Here is an 18976-nt window from a genome sequence, read left to right on the forward strand (position 1 = left end):
GCATGATGCAGAGGCGGTATTGCGCGCCTTGCTATGCGATAGCCGCATGCAATCACAAATATGGAATTAATCAATTTTACATATCGATCGATTTGAGGCATCATGTGAACCATGGATCGGCAAGCAGTGCTTCAAGCCCGCCCCGATTGTTTTTCAACCCATTGTGAGGAAACAGGAAATGTCCCTTATCAACACCCAGATCAAGCCGTTCAACGCTACTGCCTACCACAATGGCAAGTTCGTTCCCGTCAGCGACGAAACCCTCAAGGGCAAGTGGTCCGTGATCGTGTTCTACCCGGCCGACTTCACCTTCGTCTGCCCGACCGAACTGGAAGACCTGGCCGATCATCACGCCGAGTTCCAGAAGCTGGGCGTCGAAATCTACGGCGTGTCGACCGACACCCATTTCGCCCACAAGGCCTGGCACGACACTTCCGAAGCCATCGGCAAGGTCAAGTACCCCCTGATCGGCGATCCCACCGCCACGCTGGCACGCAACTTCGACGTGCTGATCGAAGAAGAAGGCCTGGCCTTGCGCGGCACCTTCGTGATCAACCCCGAAGGCCAGATCAAGGTTCTCGAAATCCACGACAACGGTATCGGCCGTGACGCCAGCGAGCTGCTGCGCAAGGTCAAGGCAGCCCAGTACGTGGCTTCGCACCCGGGTGAAGTGTGCCCCGCCAAGTGGCAGGAAGGTGCCGCCACCCTGACCCCCTCGCTGGACCTGGTCGGCAAGATCTGATCACCCAGACCGGCAACAGGGCGTCCGGTCCGTAGCGGCGTCCTGTTCTTCCCTGCCGACGGGCCTGGCCCGTCGCAGGCGATTTCTTTCCATGCGGCGGCCGTGCCTCTGGCCGGTTGTCGCATGCCGGCCCGGCCATGATACGGATCATGATGGTGCCGTCGCTTTATTCCTATACTCATCGTGGCTCATGCAGAGCCGGGCGGCTGTGATGCACAGCGGTCCGCCGCCGGTCGCCCGTACAAAACGCATTTCGTTGGAGTCGTCATTATGTTGGATGCAAACCTCAAGGCCCAGTTGAAAACCTACCTGGAAAGGATCACTCAGCCGATCCGCATCGTTGCGCATCTGGATGATGGTGATCATTCGCGCGAAATGCGTACGTTCCTGCAGGACGTGGCCAGCCAGTCCAGCCGGATCGAACTGATCGAAAGTTTCGAGGGCGACGATGTGCGCCGTCCCTCGTTCTCGGTTGCGCGCCAGGATGCCGAACAGGCCGGCGTGGTCTTTGCCGCCATTCCCATGGGGCATGAGTTCACTTCGCTGGTACTGGCCTTGCTGCAGGTCGGCGGCTATCCGGTCAAGCTCGACCAGGATGTCATCGATCAGGTGGCGGCACTCGAAGGTGAATTCCACTTCGAAACCTACATGTCGCTGACCTGCCAGAACTGCCCGGACGTGGTGCAGGCCATCAACGCCATGGCAGTGATCAATCCGCGCATCACCCATGTCGCCATCGACGGCGGCCTGTTCCAGGATGAGGTCGAGCGTCGCCAGATCATGGCCGTGCCGACGGTCTATCTCAATGGCGAAGTGTTCGGCCAGGGCCGTACCGGTGTCGAGGAAATCCTGGCACGCCTGGATACCGGTGCCGGTGCCCGCAAGGCAGAGCAGCTCAGCGCCAAGGAAGCATTCGACGTGCTGGTGGTCGGCGGTGGACCGGCAGGTGCGGCGGCGGCTGTCTATGCCGCACGCAAGGGCATCCGCACCGGCGTGGTGGCGGAGCGTTTCGGTGGCCAGGTGCTGGATACCATGAGCATCGAGAATTTCATTTCGGTGCCGCATACCGAAGGCCCGAAGTTCGCGGCTGCGCTGGAACAGCACGTCAAGGACTATGACGTCGACATCATGAACGTGCAGCGCGTGCAATCCCTGCGTGCCGGCGACCTGATCGAGGTGGAACTGGCCAGTGGTGCAGTGCTCAAGAGCCGCAGCGTGATCCTGGCGACGGGTGCCCGCTGGCGCGAGATCAACGTGCCGGGTGAACAGCAGTACCGCAACAAGGGCGTGGCCTACTGCCCGCACTGCGATGGTCCCCTGTTCAAGGGCAAGCGTGTGGCGGTGGTCGGCGGCGGCAACTCCGGCGTCGAGGCGGCCATCGACCTGGCGGGCGTGGTGGCGCATGTGACACTCATCGAGTTCGGTGATGCCCTGCGCGCCGATGCCGTGCTGCAGAGCAAGCTGCGCAGCTTGCCCAACGTCGAGATCCTGACGCAGGCCCAGACGACCGAGATCACCGGTGACGGTCAGAAGGTCAATGGCCTGTCGTACAAGAACCGCGCGACCGGCGAAGCGCATCATGTCGAACTGGAAGGCGTGTTCGTGCAGATCGGTCTGGTGCCCAATGCTGAATGGCTGGGCGAGACGGTCAAGCGTACGCAGCATGGTGAAATCGAGATCGATGCACGCTGCGCAACCAATGTGCCAGGTGTGTTTGCGGCAGGCGATGTCACCAACGTGCCCTACAAGCAGATCGTGATCGCTGCGGGCGAAGGTGCCAAGGCGGCGCTGAGCGCCTTCGACTACCTGATCCGTTCGTCGGCCCCGAAGTAAGCAGTTGGGTGGCAGTCGGTCTGGTATGTTCCCAGGACCGAAAAAAAACCGGGCGGAAATGATTTCTGCCCGGTTTTTTTAATGATGTCCTTTTGTGATGTCAGAAGTGCTTCCACAACTGCATTCGTTGCCTGTCCTTTTTTCTTTTCTCGAACACCAGATTGGAACCAATGACTTCAACCCAGTATTTTGCATTTTCCAGCACGAAGTGCCGGTAGCTGTGCTGCTGGTTGGCATCAGCCCAGTCCGGGTCGTGCTGGGTGCGATTTGCGAGGGTGTCGCGCAGCCACGGCGAATGGGTGATTTCGTAGTAGTAGCATTTGCAGTCATGCTCCGTCTCAACGGGATAGGTCATCTGTTTGGTAAAGCGGGTATGCCTGATTGCCAGCATATTCTCGATAGTGAAGCAGCCTAGAAAACCTGCATCCCGAACTTTTCCGTCAAGCATGGACTGATAGTCCCAGCATTTGAAATAGTAAAAGAGCTCATCCCGGATGAACTCCGTCAGGCAGAATGACTGCGGGTCCTGCCAGATCTGGTCGATGGGCCGGATAATGATTTCCGCTTTCATGTCGTGATTCTGATTTGGCAAAGGTGAGTCAAGGCTACTTCTGCGGCGTGCGCATGGCACGAAGGGTGATCCAGACGACCAGTGCCACACCGGCGACCAGGACCAGCCAGAGCACCCATTGCCAGCGCATGCCCGCATTGATTTCATCGGCGGCTGCCGGCGTGAGCGCGCGCTGCCCGCCTGCAGTCTCCAGGGTCCCCAGGCTGGCGACCGGCAGCATGGCGGCATCGCGCTGGATGGTGCCCGAGGCCAGCAGACCGTCGATGGGGTAGTCGGCACGCTCGGCCCGTCGGCTGCCGGCGGCGAGGATGTAGGGTGCATCGCCCTGGGGCAGCACCAGGAAGCGGTCCGGCCGATAGGACAGTTGCAGTACCGGAGCTTGCGGCAATGCCGGGCGCGAGACGATGCGCCAGTAGGTATCGCGGTTGCTGGCCAGCATCTGTGGCGAGTGGGTGGCCGGTTCTGCACCGGGCTGGCGCAGCGAGAAGGCTGTCAGTCCGCCCACCGTGCGCCAGGGCGCGTCTGCTGTGGCTCGGCTCTGGATTTCGAGCGCGCTGACCTGGTTTGCACCCAGCTCGACATTGAACTGGGTGATGGGATAGCGCCCTGTGCTGCGATAGTCGAATGTGCCGGCCTGCGTGTTTGCGCCAGTCGATGGCTCGGCTTGCAACGACAGATTCTGCAAGGGGACTTGTTGCAGGGTGGCGGCAGTGTGCCGCAGTTCGATGCCTTGCAAGGTCGGCCATGCCTGGGCCCCGGTGGGATGCAGCCGCAGATAGCGGGCCCGGGTGAGTGGCAGATCGACCTGCAGGCGTTCGATGCGCAGGCCATTGTCATCCAGCAGCAGGATGCGCTGGCGTGGTGCCAGTGTGTGCCAGTCTGCCAGGTCGTCGCTGGCCAGCACGTCGAATTCGACCTGTACGGGGGCCTGCTGTTCCGGTGCCAGAATCAATTTGATGGCATCAGGCGCTTGATTGCCGGTATCCAGCAGCAAGTCTGGCGGGCCGGACTGGGTGTTCGAACCGGCTGCGGCTGTGTTGATGTCCAGCTTGCGCAGGCGGCCATCGGCATCGCGTTCCAGTCGCAGCGACAGATCGTCGCCAGGCTGCACTGCGCCTGGTTTGCCCGACGCCGGGATGGTGAGCCACTCTGCAGGACGCCAGGATTGTTCCGTATAGGCTGCGTCACGCCAGGGGGCCAGCGGGATTTCCTGGTCTGCAGCGTTGAATGCGGCAATATCCCTGAGATCGGGGCGCACGGTGTTTGCGTAGACCTCGGCGGGCAGGGTCAGCAGATGCGCGCCGTTCTGCGCATCAGCTTGCAGCGGCCATTGCTGCGCATAATCCTGTGTACCGGCATGGGCCGTCTGGCCTGCGGTCAGGGCAAAACCCAGCAGGAGGAGCTGAAGCGAACGGAGAGGGAACCGGGTCATGATGCAGGTGTTCCTTGCGAATCGGGACGAGGGGTGCGGGGTGGGCTGGGCGCAATGCGGCCGACGACGACCAGCAGCATGCCTACCGCGAGGAAGGATGCGATGCCGGTCAGATTGCCGATGTATTGGCGATCGACCAGCAGCAGCTTGAGCAGGACCAGGCCCAGCAGGATGGCCCCGCCAGTCCAGATGGCCCGGTTGCCATGGCGCGATCCGGCGATCCAGGCGACGACCCCGGCAATGCTCCAGGCGATGCTGAGGGAAATCTGCGCAATCGGCGTGGCCAGCAGGCCAGGATGCCAGGGCAGATCGGCCCAGTGGTGGCAGGCGCGCAGCACGCTGCTGGTCAGGGCGGCGAACAGGGCGGCGCTCCAGCCCAGCCATGCAGCGGCTGGCAGGGGGCGTGCGGATTGGCGCATGGCCAGTGCCGTGCCGGCCAGGCCGCCGAACAGGAGCAGTTCGGTCGGATTGAGGACCGGTACCCAGAACGGGAGAGGCAGGCTGTCGCCAGGATGGAACAGGGCGCTGAGCCAGAGAATGGTGGGGATCAGACTGGCAATGACCAACCAGACCCGGCGCCACTGCAGGAATTGCTGCCCGATGGGCCAGCCGGCGCGTTGTGGCTGTTCCCAGGCCAGCCAGAGCATGAATGCCCAGGGCAGGAAATAGGCCAGTTGTGCCCAGGCACCCAGCGTCAACAGGCCGCCATGGTAGACGATGTCATCGTAGTACGACAGGCGACCGGCATCCGGATAGGCCAGCGTCTGCATGCCTTGCGACAGCGTCGTGCTGGCCAGGATGGCGATCAGTCCGAGCATGCACAGATGGACGATGGGCAGGGTTTTTGACTGTGTGGTTGGGCCGCCTTCGGCCTGGGAGTGGGCCGACGCATGTCCGGCCAGTGCGCGGCAGGCCAGCAGCAGGGCACCCGGAACAAGCAGCCAGGGCAGTTGGCGCCAATCGGTCAGCGTCAGTGGCGTACGGCTGTCGGACATGGACAGCAGCGCGTAGAAGACGCAGAGCGCGGCGGCAGCCACCATCGGCCAGGCCAGCTTGCGCCATGCCAGGGGCCGGTAGGCCAGCGCTGCCACACCCGCCAGCAATGCGGTGAAGGTGGCCAGCACAGGCAGGGGTTGCCGGATACTCTGTTCGAAGAGAATTTCCCAGAGACCCAGTGCATAGCCCCAGAACAGCCCCCAGACCAGCATCACGCCAGCCAGGATGGGTTGCGCCCTGGGCATCGGGCGAGGGGCAGGCCGATCCAGTAGCCAGGCCGAGGCCAGCGCCGACAGGGACAGCAGCACGATACTCAGTCGATAGGACACGGTGTCGGGCTGCTTGAACAGCGACCAGAGCGACATCGGCCACAGTTCGCTGATGGCACCGTAGGATATGTGGTCGAGCAGGGCAAGGGCGGCGGCACCCTGCAGCAGCAGACCGGCCAGCATGAGCAGACGGCGCGATTGGCGCTGACCCAGCCAGACCAGCCCGGCACCCTGCAATGCCCAGATCGTGGAGGTCCATTGCGCCGACAGGGCCAGGGGAATGGCCAGTGTGACGAACGCCAGCGCGATGCCGGCCAATGCCTGGGAAAGCAACTGGCCTCCGGTGATGCGGCGTGCCCAAAGACACAGCAGGGCGTAGACGAAGGCGACCGCCAGCGCACTGTAGGCCAGTGCCATCGGCTGGCCCGTGAGCATCGCTGCCTGCAGGCTGAATGCCAGCAGCGGCGTGCCGAACAGCAGGGTATGGTCCAGACGTGCATGCAGGCGGCTGGTGACGGCACGCGGCGTGCGGGCATACAGCAGCGGAATGATGGCGTAGAACAGGAAGAACAGGATCAGGAAGGGCTCGACGCTGGCAAACAGCTCGTCGCGATAGGCGCGTGCACCCCACATGGTGCCGACGCCGAATGTGAAGGCAAACCCCAGCAGATTGAGTGCGCGCCAGGGGCGCAGCCAGGCCACCAGCAGCACGGCGGCGTTGAGCACGGCATAGAAGCTGAACAGGGCGACATGGTTGCCAGAACCCGTGGACAGCAGCAAGGGGGCCAGGTAACCGCCTGACAGGCTCATGAAAGCCAGTGCCTGGGCATGCTGGCGGACGGCCAGGATGCTGCCGCAGGCTACCAGTACGACGATCAGGGCCAGTGCGACCGTGGCGGGCAGCAGATGGTAAAGCCTGAATGCGGAAAACACGATCAGCATCAGGATGCCGAGCGCGCCGCCCTGGAGCGTGAGTCCGAAGGTAGGGCGTTGCCTTGCCGAACGCAGTCCCCAGCCGAGCATGCCGAGTGCGGCCAGGGCCGCGATAGCCAGGCGCAACGGCATGGGCAGCGAGAACAGCCCCGTCTGCGCAGCATAGCGCAGCGCGGCACCCGCGCCGATCAGCAGGATCAGCATGCCGATCTTGACCGGGATGTTGCCTTCGAAAAGCCATTGCCGGATCAGGCGCGAGGCTCGCACCAGCCAGTCCGGCTGCGTGGCTGTTGTCTTCGCGCCGCGTGCGGCGCTGGCCGGGCCGGTGGCGACAGCATGGGCAGTCGTGTTGGTGGGGGCGGGGATGTCGGCTGCTGTGCGTGCCGCGATGGCGGTGGCCGGAACAGGAGCGGATGTGGTTGCCACGTCAGGCGTTGGTGGATGGCTGGCTGGCCCTGGTTGCGGCGCGGTGGCAACTGGGGAGATGGCCGGGGCAGCTTCAGTCGTTGCCGAAGACGACTGCGCAAGTCTGGCCTCAAGGGCATGCAGTCGCTGGTGCAGTCGTGCTGTCTGGCGTTGCTGCCAGACGGCGAAGGCCAGCAGGCCGGCCAGGGTGCCGCCGCTGATCGCGAAGTAGCCGTCGCCGAGCAGATGGATGGCCCAGCCTGCAAAGGCTGCCAGCAGGAACGGCGTGATCGCGCGGCGGGCATGGATATACCTGCCGATCAGCCAGGCGACAAGCAGGGAAAGGACCAGGGCGAATTCCATAGGCGGTGCCAATAAGATATGAAAATGCGTTGCTGCGATTTAACCCGAAAACAGGAATGCTTCCTACTGTCTTTTTTACAGCGGTCCCGCTCAGCGGCGTGGCTGGCAGCGCGGGCAGAAATAGGTCGCGCGCTGGCCCTGCACGATACGGCGTATTACCGTGCCACACTGACGGCAGGGCTGGCCGTCGCGTTCGTATACATAGGCATGGAACTGGAAATAGCCGGGTTCTCCGCCGATGCCGACATAGTCGCGCAGTGTGGTGCCGCCCGCACGCAGGGCATCGCCCAGCGTGTCGCGGATGGCCTGCAGCAGTCGGGCGCAGCGCGGGCGCGACAGCCTGTTGGCAGGCAGGGCAGGGTGGATGCCGGCCCGGAACAGGCTTTCGGAGGCGTAGATATTGCCGACGCCGACGACGATGTGGCCGCCGAGCAAGGCCTGCTTGATCGGCAGACTGCGCCTGTGCAACTGTCCATGCAGCCACTCGGGTGTCAGTGCCGGGTCGAAGGGTTCCATGCCCAGTATCGCCAGCAGCGGATGTGCCTCGATCGGCCCGGCTTCGGCCGGATGCCAGAGCACGGCACCGAAACGGCGCGGGTCGTGCAGCCGCAGAGTGGCGTGATCGAATATCCAGTCGATGTGGTCGTGCTTGCGGGGCAGTTCGTCATCGGGGGTGCGGCGCAGCGAGCCGGACATGCCAAGGTGAACGATCTGCGTGCCATGCTCGAAGCGGATCAGCAGGTATTTGCCCCGCCGCTGGCAAGCCAGCACGGAATGACCTGCCAGTGTCTGCGGCAGGTGCGCGGGCACGGGCCAGCGCAGGGTGGGCTGTCTGACTACCAGTTGGCGCAGCGGATGGCCGGTCATGACAGCGTCGATTCCGCAACGGGTTGTTTCGACTTCGGGTAACTCAGGCATGGAGTGATGCTAACATTCCCGCATCCGCTCATGCCCGCCTGGGCATGAAAAGTTTTCATTCGGTAATGCTCAGATGATGAATCCCGTTCGGTTTTTCCTGACCTCGCTGGGAGCGGGGCTGCTGGCGACTGGCTCGGCCAGTGGCAGCACGCACGTTTCGCGGCTGCTGGCCGCAGACGACACGCCCAAAGTGGTGCAGTCGGCCCGTGAGGTCGAGCGCATTCACCTGCGCCAGGGAGAACTGCCGGAGGTCAAGCTGACGGGCGATATCCTCTATCGCATCCTGGCGTCCGAAGTGGCGGCACAGCGGGGCATCTATCCCACGGCAGCCAGTACGCTCTACCAACTGGCACAGTCCACCCGCGACCCGCGGCTGGCCCGGCGTGCGCTGGAGTTCTCGCTGGCCGGCGGCAGCCTGGTCAATGCGCTTGAGGCGGCGCGGCTCTGGGCCACGCTTGATCCTGCCGATCCCGAGGCCGACTCATCCGTGCTGGCCCTGAGCGCCGCCAACGGGCAGACCCGAGGGTTGGCGGATGAGTTGCGCCAGCGCATGACGAACGCCACCGACAAGGTGGCTGCGCTGGAGCAGGCCCTGCAGGTCTTGGGACGGGTGCGCCAGCGCAAGCAGGCGCTGGATATCCTCGACCAGGTACTCGATGACCAGACCCGTCAGATGTACGAGGCCCGGCTGGCCCTCTCCGATCTTGCCTTTGTCGCCCAGGAAATCGACCGTGCCGTGCTGGAAGCCCGTCTGGCGCTGGTGGCCCGGCCCGGTGCCGAGCAGGCCGCATTGCGCGTACTCGAATACGGCATGAACCTCGATCAGGAGCAGGCCATCGAGGATGCCCGGACGTTCGTTCGCAACCACCCCGGTGCCCGTGAAGTACGGCTGGCACTGGTCGGTCTGTTCGTCAACCTCAATCGCTACGATGATGCGCTGCAGGAGCTGACGCGCATGCGCGCCGATGCTCCCGAGGATTTCGACCTGCTGCTGTTGCAGGCCGAAGTCAATTACCAGTCTGAGCGTCTGGATACGGCCCGTGCGCTGCTGGATCAGTATCTTTCGGTGCAGACCCAACGGCGGCGCGATGTGGGCGATGGTGCATCGGATGCCTCTTCTGCGCAGGCCGATGCCTATTTGCTGCTGGCGCGCATTTCCCAGGAGCAGGGCAAGATCGAGCAGGCCGTGCAGGAACTCGGCATGATCGATGACCCCGACATGCAATTCCAGATTTCCCTGCGCCAGGCCCAGCTGTATGCCAGCCAGGGGCAGTTCGATGCTGCCCTGGAGCGGGTTCATCAGGCACAGGCACGCGACGATGACGAGCGTATCCAGCGGGTGCAGTTCGAGGCACAGCTCCTGCGCGAAGCCGGCCGTGTGGAGGCCGCGATCGCCGTGTTGGAAAAAGCCGATGTCGACATCCCGGATGCGACCCAGATCAAGTATGACCTGAGCATGCTGTACGAGCGGGTGGGGCGGCTCGATGAGATGGAACGCCTCCTGCGCCGGATCATCGAGATCGATCCTTCCCATGCGCATGCCTACAACGCGCTGGGCTACACCTTTGCGGATCGCAATATCCGTCTTGAGGAAGCGCATGCCCTGATTTCCAGGGCGCTCGACATGATGCCCGACAATCCCTACATCCTCGACAGCATGGGATGGGTGTTGTTCAGGCAGGGCGATCTCGGCCGTGCCCAGGATTATCTGTGGCAGGCCTATCGGATCGCACCCGAGTCGGAAATCGCCGCGCATCTGGCTGAAGTGATGTGGCAGCGTGGCAGCGTCGATGAAGCCCGCCAGTTGCTGGCCGACGGATTGCGCCAGGAGCCTGACAGCGCTGTGCTGCTCGAAACCGTCAAGAAGCTTGGCCTGACCGCCGACGAGCTGATTTCCGTGCAGCCCGCCCAGGGCGTATCCGCGCCATGAGCGGCAAGTCGATCCCGCGTTTGGTGCGTGCCAGTGTCATGGCTGCTGTGGCCCTGACGCTGGCTGCGTGCGCCACACCGGATCCGCTGGGCAGCCTGGGAACGGGTGATGCAGCGCATCATGCCGTCATGCGTACGGGCCGCTTCGCCGTGCAAGTCGTGCAGGCCGATGGCAAACAGGATGCCGTGCAGGGCGGTTTTGCCTGGCGCGATGAAGGATCCCGGCTGCGCCTTGACCTGTCCACTCCAATGGGAGCCACACTGGCGCGTATCGACGCAAACCCTGCGCAGGCGCGGCTCACGCGCAGCGACGGCAGTGTGGAACTGGCCGAGGACCCCGATGCCCTGGCCCGCAGGGTGCTGGGTGCAGATGTACCTGTCTCGGGACTGCGTGCCTGGCTACAGGGGCGTCCTCTTCCGGGCTTGCCTGTCGAAGGGGCACGTCATGATGCGGCGGGCCGGCTGGTCTGGTTTGAACAGGATGGCTGGCAGGTGGCATTGGAGCGTTATCGCGAGGATGGTACGCCGGGTCTGGTGCGCCTGTCGCGCCAGGCGGCCGACAGGCGGGTATCGGTGCGCCTGGTGATGTCGTGAAGACGCTTTACGATATTCCGGCACCTGCCAAGATCAATCTTTTCCTGCATGTGGTCGGTCGCCGCGATGATGGCTACCACCTGCTGCAGACCGTCTTTCGCTTCATCGACCTGCAGGATACGCTTCAGGCTGACGTGCGTACCGATGGCGAGATCAGTCGCAGCTACGACCTGCCAGGTGTGTTGCCCGAGCAGGATATCGTTCTGCGAGCCGCCCGTCTTCTGCAGGCGGAAACCGGTACGTCGCTTGGTGTTCACCTGGGCCTGGACAAACGCATTCCGATGGGCGGCGGATTGGGCGGTGGTTCCAGCGATGCCGCCAGCGTGCTGGTGGCGCTCAACCGGCTCTGGGGTACGGGCCTGGATCGCAGCCAGTTGATGCAACTGGGCCTGCGGCTGGGGGCTGACGTGCCGGTCTTCATCTTCGGCCGGAATGCATTTGCCGAAGGCGTGGGTGAGGAATTGCAGCCGCTGCCTTTGCCGCAGGCCGCCTACGTGATCGTGCAACCTTGCGCGAGCGTGGCGACTGTCGATATTTTTTCAGCGAAAGAGTTGACACGCGATACAAAGCCTGTCAAAATTACGGACTTTCCTGCTGCTGAAACAGATTTTTTGCTTCAGCCACCTCAAGAGGTGCGGCAGTTCGGGCATAATGATCTTCAGCCTGTCGTCTACAGCCGGTATCCGGTCGTGTCGCAAGCTGCAAAATGGTTATCAGGCCTGGGTGTCGAGGTCAGGATGTCGGGCTCGGGCGCATGCCTTTTTGCCGGATATCATGATCTGCAAAACGCCGTTTTGGCAAAACAGGAAATTGTCGCTACAATGCGAACCGCCGGATCGGAAGCGATCAGGTTGATCAACTCGGTGCATGCATGTGCCGGACTGGTCGAGCATCCATTGCGACATTGGGTTACCCGATAATTGGGGAGTGGCCAAGCGGTTAAGGCACCGGATTTTGATTCCGGCATGCGAAGGTTCGAATCCTTCCTCCCCAGCCAGAATTCGTACGTGATTTACAAAAATAAAAGCTGTTGAACCTGCCAGGAAGAAATCGAGGGGGCGGGTTCGGCGGCTTTTTTTGTTTTCAGGGTCCAGGCCCGTTACATCTGCATCGACATGGCACACGAACACTTCATGATTTTCACCGGCACTGCCAACACGCGTCTGGCAGCCGATGTGGCCAACCATCTGGATATGTCGCTGGGGAAAATGACCGTCGGTCGTTTTTCCGATGGCGAAGTGATGGTTGAAATCAACGAAAACGTGCGGGGCAAGGACGTGTTCGTGCTGCAGCCGACCTGTGCACCGACCAACGACAACCTGATGGAAATCATGGTGATGGTCGATGCCCTGCGCCGCGCCTCGGCAGGTCGCATCACCGCCGCGATTCCCTACTTCGGCTACGCCCGCCAGGACCGCCGGCCTCGTTCGGCCCGCGTGTCGATCTCGGCCAAGGTGGTGGCCAACATGCTGCAGGTCGCCGGTGTCGACCGCGTGCTGACCATGGACCTGCACGCCGACCAGATCCAGGGCTTCTTCGATATCCCGGTCGACAACATCTATGCCGGTCCGATCCTGCTGGGTGATATCTGGCGCCGCAACTTCAAGAACCTGGTCGTGGTGTCTCCCGATATCGGCGGCGTGGTGCGCGCCCGTGCGCTGGCCAAGCCGCTCGAGGCCGATCTGGCCATCATCGACAAGCGCCGTCCGCGCGCCAATGTGTCCGAAGTCATGAACATCATCGGCGACGTCGATGGCCGTACCTGCATCATCATGGATGACATGGTGGATACCGCCGGCACGCTGTGCAAGGCTGCGCAGGCGCTCAAGGATCGCGGTGCCGGCACTGTATATGCCTATTGCACCCACCCGGTCCTGTCGGGCAGCGCCATCGAGCGCATCACCGATTCGGCGCTTGATGAGCTGGTCGTGACCGATACCATTCCGCTGGGCGAGGAAGCCCGCAATTGCGGTCGCATCCGCCAATTGTCGTGTGCCGCGCTGCTGGGTGAAACCATTCTGCGCATTGCCAATGCCGAATCGGTCAGCTCGCTGTTTGTCGAATAAAATACCCGGTTTTCCGGCATGACTGGTCGCGGTCGTGCCGGGCACAGGTCCCGCATGTGCGACGGCCTGAACATCTGGACATGCTCCTATCGGGGATGTCTGCTTCAATAGTCTGGAGTTTTACATGAAATTCAATGCAACTGCGCGTAGCGTCCAGGGTACGAGTGCGAGCCGCCGCCTGCGCCGCGCTGGCCGTGTTCCGGCCATCGTCTATGGTGGTGCTGCCCAGCCCGCCAACGTCGAACTGGATCACAACGAGATTTTCCACGCACTGCGCAAGCCCGCATTCGCCTCGTCCGTGCTCGAAATGGACCTCGAAGGCAAGGTCGAGAACGTCCTGCTGCGCTCGGTCCAATGGCACCCCTTCAAGTCCCAGGTCCTGCATATCGACTTCCAGCGCGTCAATGCCAACGAAAAGCTGACCACCAAGGTGCCGCTGCGTCTCATCAACGCCGAAGCCTCGCCTGCCGTGAAGCTGAGCAGCGCCCTGATCAGCCAGATCCACACCGAAGTCGAAGTGGTCTGCCTGCCCAAGGACCTGCCTGCCGAGATCGTGGTTGACCTGTCGAACCTGCAAGGCGGTGCTTCCGTGCACCTGAACGACCTGGTCGCCCCGGCTGGCGTGAGCTTCCAGGCTCACCCCAACGATCCCAATCCGGCCCTGGTGGCTGCCATCGTCAAGGGTGGTGGTGCAGCTGGCGCAACGGAAGAAGCCGAAGGCTGATCCCGGATATGCCGGCCTGCGCCGGCATGCTGGAACCCCATGCATGCACGCGCATGTCATGGGGTTTTTCATAATAAGAGTGTGCATTCGAGATGAGCTTACCCATACGTCTGCTGGTCGGTCTTGGCAATCCAGGCAGTGAATATGCCAGGACACGGCACAATGCCGGTTTCTGGCTGCTGGATCAGGCTGCCGCCGATCTGGGGGCCTCGTTCGGCATGGACAGGAATTTCTTTGGCGAAGTCGCGTCGGCCCGTCGTGGCGGCGAACGGATTCACCTGCTCAAGCCCACGACGTTCATGAACCGCTCCGGCCAGGCCGTGGGCACCATGGCGCGCTTCTACAAGATTCAGCCTGAGGAAGTCCTGGTCGTGCATGACGAACTGGACCTGATGCCGGGACAGATCAAGCTGAAGCAGGGCGGTGGCCATGCGGGCCACAACGGTCTCAAGGATATCCAGGCCGCTCTGGGCAGCCCTGCGTTCTGGCGCCTGCGCATCGGCATCGGCCATCCCCGCACGCTCAACCTGGCGCAACAGGTGGCCGCTTTCGTGCTGAATCCACCGCGCCTGGAAGAGCAGATCGATATCGATCGCGCCATCGACAAGGGACGCAAGGCATTGCCGCAATTGCTCGACGGCCAGTTCGAGTTCGCCGTGCGCGACCTGCATACGGAGAGCTGATCGATGGCGGCCACGCGCTTCAGGGAAGACTTCAGGCAATTCCGTGCTTTCCTGCGCCGGCCACACCTGCGCCATGCGTCTCGTTCGTCACGCCTGTCCGGCATGGGAGCGACGTCGCTTGACTGGACGCAGGGGCTGGATGTGCGCCGCCTGCTGTGCTGGGCTGCCTGCCTGTGGTTCAGCAATATTTTCGTGCTCGGCCCGCTGGTGCTGATGGCCATCGGTGCGGGCGGGGCGACGCATCGGCTGGACATGAACAATATTCCCTGGCTGGCGGCCCTGGCCTGGGCCCCCCTGGTGGAAGAGCTGCTGTTTCGCTACGGCCTGCGCCGTCCCTTTCAGTCGCTCTGGCTGCTGCCTGCGATGCTGGCGATTACGCTGCTGGGCCCCAAGAACCCGGCCATCGTGGCCGTGGTGGTGGTACTGGTCCTGCTCTGGCTGCCGGCCTCGCTGGGTAAATGGCTGAGGCGGCGTGGCTGTGCGTTGCTGCTGAAAATGGCCTGGTGCTCAGTGTGGGCGGGCCGGTTGCGCGCAGGCCGCTGGCGCTGGCTGCGTCGATATCGGCGGGCATTTCCGTGGCTGTTCCATCTGAGCGTGCTGCTGTTTGCTGGCATGCACTGGATGAACTATGAGATGAACCAGATGCCGCTCTGGCTGATGCCGCTGCTGGTACTGCCGCAATGGCTGACCGGGCTGGTGCTGGCCTGGAATCGGGTGCGTCATGGCATTGCCTCTTCCATCCTGCTGCATGCCATTTTCAACAGTGGCCCATTGCTGCTGATTGCGCTGTTCATGCTGGGCGGCGCGGATCTCTCGTAGTGCTGCATGGCCGATACACGGCACAAGCCGGTTAAACTGTCGACTGACGGATCCGGAGATCCGACCCCATTCCACTGATTACTCCCTATCTCTCTTTCAGGAAACCAAGATCCATGGCACTGCAATGCGGCATTGTTGGTCTGCCCAACGTCGGTAAATCCACGCTCTTCAACGCGCTCACGCGCGCCGGCATCGCGGCGGAAAACTATCCGTTCTGCACCATCGAGCCCAACGTGGGCATCGTCGAGGTGCCCGATCCGCGCCTGGACAAGCTGGCCGAGATCGTCCATCCGGAGCGCGTGCTGCCGGCCACGGTCGAATTCGTCGATATCGCCGGTCTGGTGGCCGGTGCCAGCAAGGGCGAAGGCCTGGGCAACCAGTTCCTGGCCCACATCCGCGAGACCAACGCCATCGTCAACGTGGTGCGCTGCTTCGAGGATCCCAACGTGGTCCACGTGGCCGGCAAGGTCGACCCCATTGCCGACATCGAGGTGATCGAGACGGAACTGTCGCTGGCCGACCTGCAGACCGCCGAGAAGGCCCTGCACCGCTACAGCAAGACCGCACGCTCCGGCGACAAGGAAGCCCAGCGCATCGTCAGCGTGCTGGAAAAATGCATTGCCCACCTGAACGAAGCCCGTCCGATCCGCGCACTCGACCTGAGCGACGAAGACCGCGCCATCATCAAGCCGATGTGCTTTATCACGGCCAAGCCGGCCATGTACGTCGGCAACGTCAGCGATAGCGGCTTTACCGACAATCCCATGCTGGATCGCCTGATGGCCTACGCTGCCGAGCGCAACGCGCCGGTCGTGGCCATCTGCGCCGCCATCGAGGCCGAGATCGTCGATCTCGAGGACGCCGACCGCGAAGTCTTCCTGGCCGATATGGGCATGGAAGAGCCGGGCCTGAACCGCCTGATCCGCGCGGCCTTCAAGCTGCTCGGCCTGCAGACCTACTTCACTGCGGGCGTCAAGGAAGTGCGCGCCTGGACCGTGCCGATCGGTGCCACCGGCCCGCAGGCTGCCGGCGTGATCCACACCGACTTCGAACGCGGCTTCATCCGTGCCCAGACCATTGCCTACGAGGACTTCATCCAGTTCAAGGGCGAACAGGGTGCCAAGGAAGCCGGCAAGATGCGGGCAGAAGGAAAAGAGTACGTGGTGCAGGATGGGGATGTGCTGAACTTCTTGTTCAACGTGTGATCAACGTCTGACGATTTTTCAGATTTCAGGAGCGTTCGGCGTACGGGGCAGACCTTTGAAAATCAAGGGTTTGCCTCAAGACTCCAAGGATCTGCCTTGTTGATCGGCTGACTGTCGCAGCGTCACGATGCAGACCACGGCTGTCAGGATCGAGAGCAGGGCCAGCACACCAAAGATACTGTGGAAGGCGGAGGTGTAGGCGTGCTGTGCAAGTGCGACGATTGCTCCGGCCGTTGCACTGGCAGTGTCGGAAGAGGAACCATGCCCGGCGTTGGTTCCGATCTGGCTGGCGATCGCTGTGGCCTCTTGTGGAAGCGACAGCGAAGCGGCCTGTGCTGCTGTACGCAGGTTTGCGGCTGTCAGACCGACCAACATGGCACCGATGGCCGCGATGGCGATGGCTTCACCCGCCACGCGCATGGTCGTGAAGATGCCGGCCGCCATTCCTGCGCGCTCCTTGGGGACTACACTGACTGACAGGGCATCCATCAAGCCCCAGGGCAGGCCATTGCCGATGCCGATCAGCAGCATGGGGATGGCCATCGCCCACAAACTCCCGTCAGGCGACAGGTCCATCAACAGCCAGGCACCGAGCGCCGAGATGAGGAAGCCGATACCCGACAGAAGACCGGGCGAGACGTGCTGGGCGATTCGCCCGGCCAGTATTGGTACCAGCAGCATCGGTGCGGTCAGCGGGAGGATTGCAAGGCCGGCAGTGAAGGTATCGCGTTCCTGAATGACGATGTACCAGATCGGGATATAGACGATCAGCGCGATAAAGCTGAACCCGGTTGCCACAGGCAGCAGTTGCACGCCAATGAAACGTGGGTAACGGAACAAGGAAAGTTCCAGCATGGGACGAGGGTGCCGCAGTTCCACGGCGACGAAGGCACCGAGCAGCAGAGCAGTGCCGCCCAGCAGCGACAGCACGCGCAGGCTCGCCCAGCCGTCTTGCGGCCCGCGCACGATGCCGAACGTCAGAGATACCAGGGCAGCCGTGAACAGCATGGTACCCGGCCAATCGATGCCTTGCGCCTCCGGGTTGCTGGACTCTTTGATGCGTTGCGTACCTATCAGCAGGATCAGGGCGGCGATCAGTGCGATGGCAAAGTAGAGTGAGCGCCAACCCAGGTGTTCGATCAGGAACCCCGAGGCCATTGGCCCGAATGCAAGGCCGACGCCGAACGCGGTGCCGAGGAAGCTGAAAGCCCGAATGCGTTCCGCGCCCTCGAATTCCTGTGCCAGCAGGGACGTGGCCGAAGTCAGTATCAGGGCACCGCCGACGCCTTCGGCAGCGCGCAGCAGATTGAGCAGCAACAGGTTCGGGGTCAGGCCGATCAGCAGCGATGTGGCGATGAAGATCCAGAGTCCCGCGACGAAGCACCGTTTGCGACCGATCTGGTCGCCGATGGCACCCGCTGCCATGACGCAAGCACCGAACGCGATGGCGTAGGCATTGACGATCCAGCCCAGGGCGGATTGGTCACCGCCCAGGTCGCGCCCGACCGCCGGCGTGGATATCGCCGGCCCGGTGAACACCAGGGGGATGATGATTGCGGAGACGCAGATTGCCGCCAGTACCTTGTAGCGGTCGTCTGCGGCGACTGTCGAATGTGTTTTCTTCATGGCAACTCCGATGCTCTCCCTCCGTCCACGCCGGATGCGCATAAAGCCGAGGGTTTGACGATGACCTACAATTTAATTAATTCACTAAAATATAAAAATATTGTTTTGGTGCAGATTACTTGTGCAAATAATGCAGATATGAATGGCACAGAGTTCGAGCAGATCACGGCTTTTCTCGCCACCGTCGAGCATGGCGGCTTCACCGCCGCAGGCCAGGTGCTGGGGCGCGATGGATCCATCCTCTCGCGGCGTGTTACTGCATTGGAAAAGCGCCTGGGTGTGCGCCTCATGGAGCGCACCACGCGAAGGCAGGCACTGACGGAAGCGGGTGAAGCCTTCCATCAGCGCATGCGCGGTGCCTTGCAAGCCCTGCAGGAGATCGAGCAGGACACCGCAGCAGCGGCAACCGGCGTGCGTGGCACGCTGCGCATTGCATTGCCTGCGACCTTTGGTCGGATGTGGGTTGCCCCGATTCTTCCCGCCTTCCTGGCAACCTATCCCGATCTGGTTGTGGAAACGGCCTTCGAGGATCGTTATGTCGATCTGGTTGCGGAGTCCTTCGATGTCGCTGTTCGCATCGGAACATTGACTGACAGTCGGCTGGTGGCACGCAGGCTTGCGCCATCGCGGCGCATGCTTTGTGCGTCGCCGGCCTATCTGCAGGTGCACGGTATGCCTGCTCGGCCAGCCGATCTCGCGCAGCACGCCTGCCTGGGATTCTCTCGGCTGGCCTCGCACCCCCTTTGGCATCTGCGTGAGGGAGACAAGACAACGGTGATTCGGATCGCAGGTCCGCTGGTCACGGATGATGCGCAAAGCCTCGTCCAGGCAGCCGCTTCCGGTGCCGGCATCGCAATGGTGTCCGACT

At 62.6% G+C, this 18976-nt stretch carries 16 protein-coding genes and 1 tRNA gene; 12 read left to right on the forward strand and 5 right to left on the reverse strand.

The features are described 5' to 3' along the window. Window positions 1-178 precede the first annotated feature (178 nt). Entirely contained in the window at window positions 179-742 is a 564-nt protein-coding gene (gene ahpC / locus ABN482_RS03125) for an alkyl hydroperoxide reductase subunit C (RefSeq protein ID WP_349502619.1), read from the forward strand. A 270-nt stretch (window positions 743-1012) separates the two neighbouring features. Continuing rightward, window positions 1013-2575, forward strand: coding sequence for an alkyl hydroperoxide reductase subunit F (gene ahpF, locus ABN482_RS03130; RefSeq protein ID WP_109062170.1), 1563 nt, complete (start codon window positions 1013-1015; stop codon window positions 2573-2575). 100 nt (window positions 2576-2675) lie between these two features. Here ahpF and ABN482_RS03135 read toward each other — a convergent pair whose 3' ends face one another. The 4 genes from ABN482_RS03135 to mutM form a co-directional block, all read right to left on the reverse strand. Beyond that, window positions 2676-3146, reverse strand: a complete 471-nt coding sequence (locus tag ABN482_RS03135) for a hypothetical protein (protein ID WP_349502620.1) — start codon at window positions 3144-3146, stop codon at window positions 2676-2678. A 34-nt stretch (window positions 3147-3180) separates the two neighbouring features. Continuing rightward, on the reverse strand, window positions 3181-4578 hold the full coding sequence (locus tag ABN482_RS03140; RefSeq protein ID WP_349502621.1) for a DUF3999 family protein: 1398 nt from the start codon (window positions 4576-4578) through the stop codon (window positions 3181-3183). Continuing rightward, window positions 4575-7544, reverse strand: a complete 2970-nt coding sequence (locus ABN482_RS03145) for a DUF2339 domain-containing protein (RefSeq protein ID WP_349502622.1) — start codon at window positions 7542-7544, stop codon at window positions 4575-4577. The genes ABN482_RS03140 and ABN482_RS03145 overlap by 4 nt, the downstream gene beginning before the upstream one ends. A 90-nt stretch (window positions 7545-7634) precedes the next feature. Beyond that, window positions 7635-8462 (reverse strand): bifunctional DNA-formamidopyrimidine glycosylase/DNA-(apurinic or apyrimidinic site) lyase, encoded by an 828-nt coding sequence (gene mutM / locus ABN482_RS03150; RefSeq protein WP_349502623.1) that lies wholly within the window; start codon window positions 8460-8462, stop codon window positions 7635-7637. Window positions 8463-8535: 73 nt separating this feature from the next. On the opposite strand from mutM, the gene ABN482_RS03155 reads away from it, so the two are divergent. The 9 genes from ABN482_RS03155 (at window position 8536) to ychF (ending at window position 16482) form a co-directional block, all read left to right on the forward strand. Then, window positions 8536-10392 (forward strand): tetratricopeptide repeat protein, encoded by a 1857-nt coding sequence (locus tag ABN482_RS03155; RefSeq protein ID WP_349502624.1) that lies wholly within the window; start codon window positions 8536-8538, stop codon window positions 10390-10392. After that, complete coding sequence (gene lolB, locus ABN482_RS03160) at window positions 10389-10985, forward strand: lipoprotein insertase outer membrane protein LolB (RefSeq protein WP_349502625.1); 597 nt, start codon at window positions 10389-10391, stop codon at window positions 10983-10985. The genes ABN482_RS03155 and lolB overlap by 4 nt, the downstream gene beginning before the upstream one ends. Continuing rightward, window positions 10982-11905 (forward strand): 4-(cytidine 5'-diphospho)-2-C-methyl-D-erythritol kinase, encoded by a 924-nt coding sequence (gene ispE, locus ABN482_RS03165; RefSeq protein ID WP_349502626.1) that lies wholly within the window; start codon window positions 10982-10984, stop codon window positions 11903-11905. Before lolB ends, ispE begins: the two co-directional genes overlap by 4 nt. A 1-nt stretch (window position 11906) precedes the next feature. After that, window positions 11907-11982: transfer RNA gene (locus ABN482_RS03170), tRNA-Gln, on the forward strand. 118 nt (window positions 11983-12100) lie between these two features. Next, entirely contained in the window at window positions 12101-13051 is a 951-nt protein-coding gene (locus tag ABN482_RS03175) for a ribose-phosphate pyrophosphokinase (protein WP_349502627.1), read from the forward strand. A gap of 124 nt (window positions 13052-13175) precedes the next feature. Then, complete coding sequence (locus ABN482_RS03180; protein ID WP_349502628.1) at window positions 13176-13775, forward strand: 50S ribosomal protein L25/general stress protein Ctc; 600 nt, start codon at window positions 13176-13178, stop codon at window positions 13773-13775. A 92-nt stretch (window positions 13776-13867) separates the two neighbouring features. Then, window positions 13868-14458 carry an aminoacyl-tRNA hydrolase gene (gene pth, locus ABN482_RS03185; protein ID WP_349502629.1) on the forward strand — a complete coding sequence of 197 codons (591 nt, stop codon included), beginning with the start codon at window positions 13868-13870 and terminating at the stop codon, window positions 14456-14458. Between the two features lie 3 nt (window positions 14459-14461). After that, entirely contained in the window at window positions 14462-15277 is an 816-nt protein-coding gene (locus tag ABN482_RS03190) for a CPBP family glutamic-type intramembrane protease (RefSeq protein WP_349502630.1), read from the forward strand. A gap of 113 nt (window positions 15278-15390) precedes the next feature. Beyond that, window positions 15391-16482, forward strand: a complete 1092-nt coding sequence (gene ychF / locus ABN482_RS03195) for a redox-regulated ATPase YchF (protein WP_109062181.1) — start codon at window positions 15391-15393, stop codon at window positions 16480-16482. A 75-nt stretch (window positions 16483-16557) separates the two neighbouring features. Here ychF and ABN482_RS03200 read toward each other — a convergent pair whose 3' ends face one another. Further along, window positions 16558-18108, reverse strand: coding sequence for an MFS transporter (locus ABN482_RS03200; protein ID WP_349502631.1), 1551 nt, complete (start codon window positions 18106-18108; stop codon window positions 16558-16560). Between the two features lie 60 nt (window positions 18109-18168). Between ABN482_RS03200 and ABN482_RS03205 the strand changes: the two genes are divergently transcribed. After that, window positions 18169-18976, forward strand: an 808-nt coding sequence (locus ABN482_RS03205; protein ID WP_349502632.1) for a LysR family transcriptional regulator, incomplete at its 3' end; no start/stop codon positions are given.

Origin of the sequence: Corticimicrobacter sp., assembly GCF_040137905.1 — a bacterium.
Classification (GTDB): domain Bacteria; phylum Pseudomonadota; class Gammaproteobacteria; order Burkholderiales; family Burkholderiaceae_B; genus Corticimicrobacter.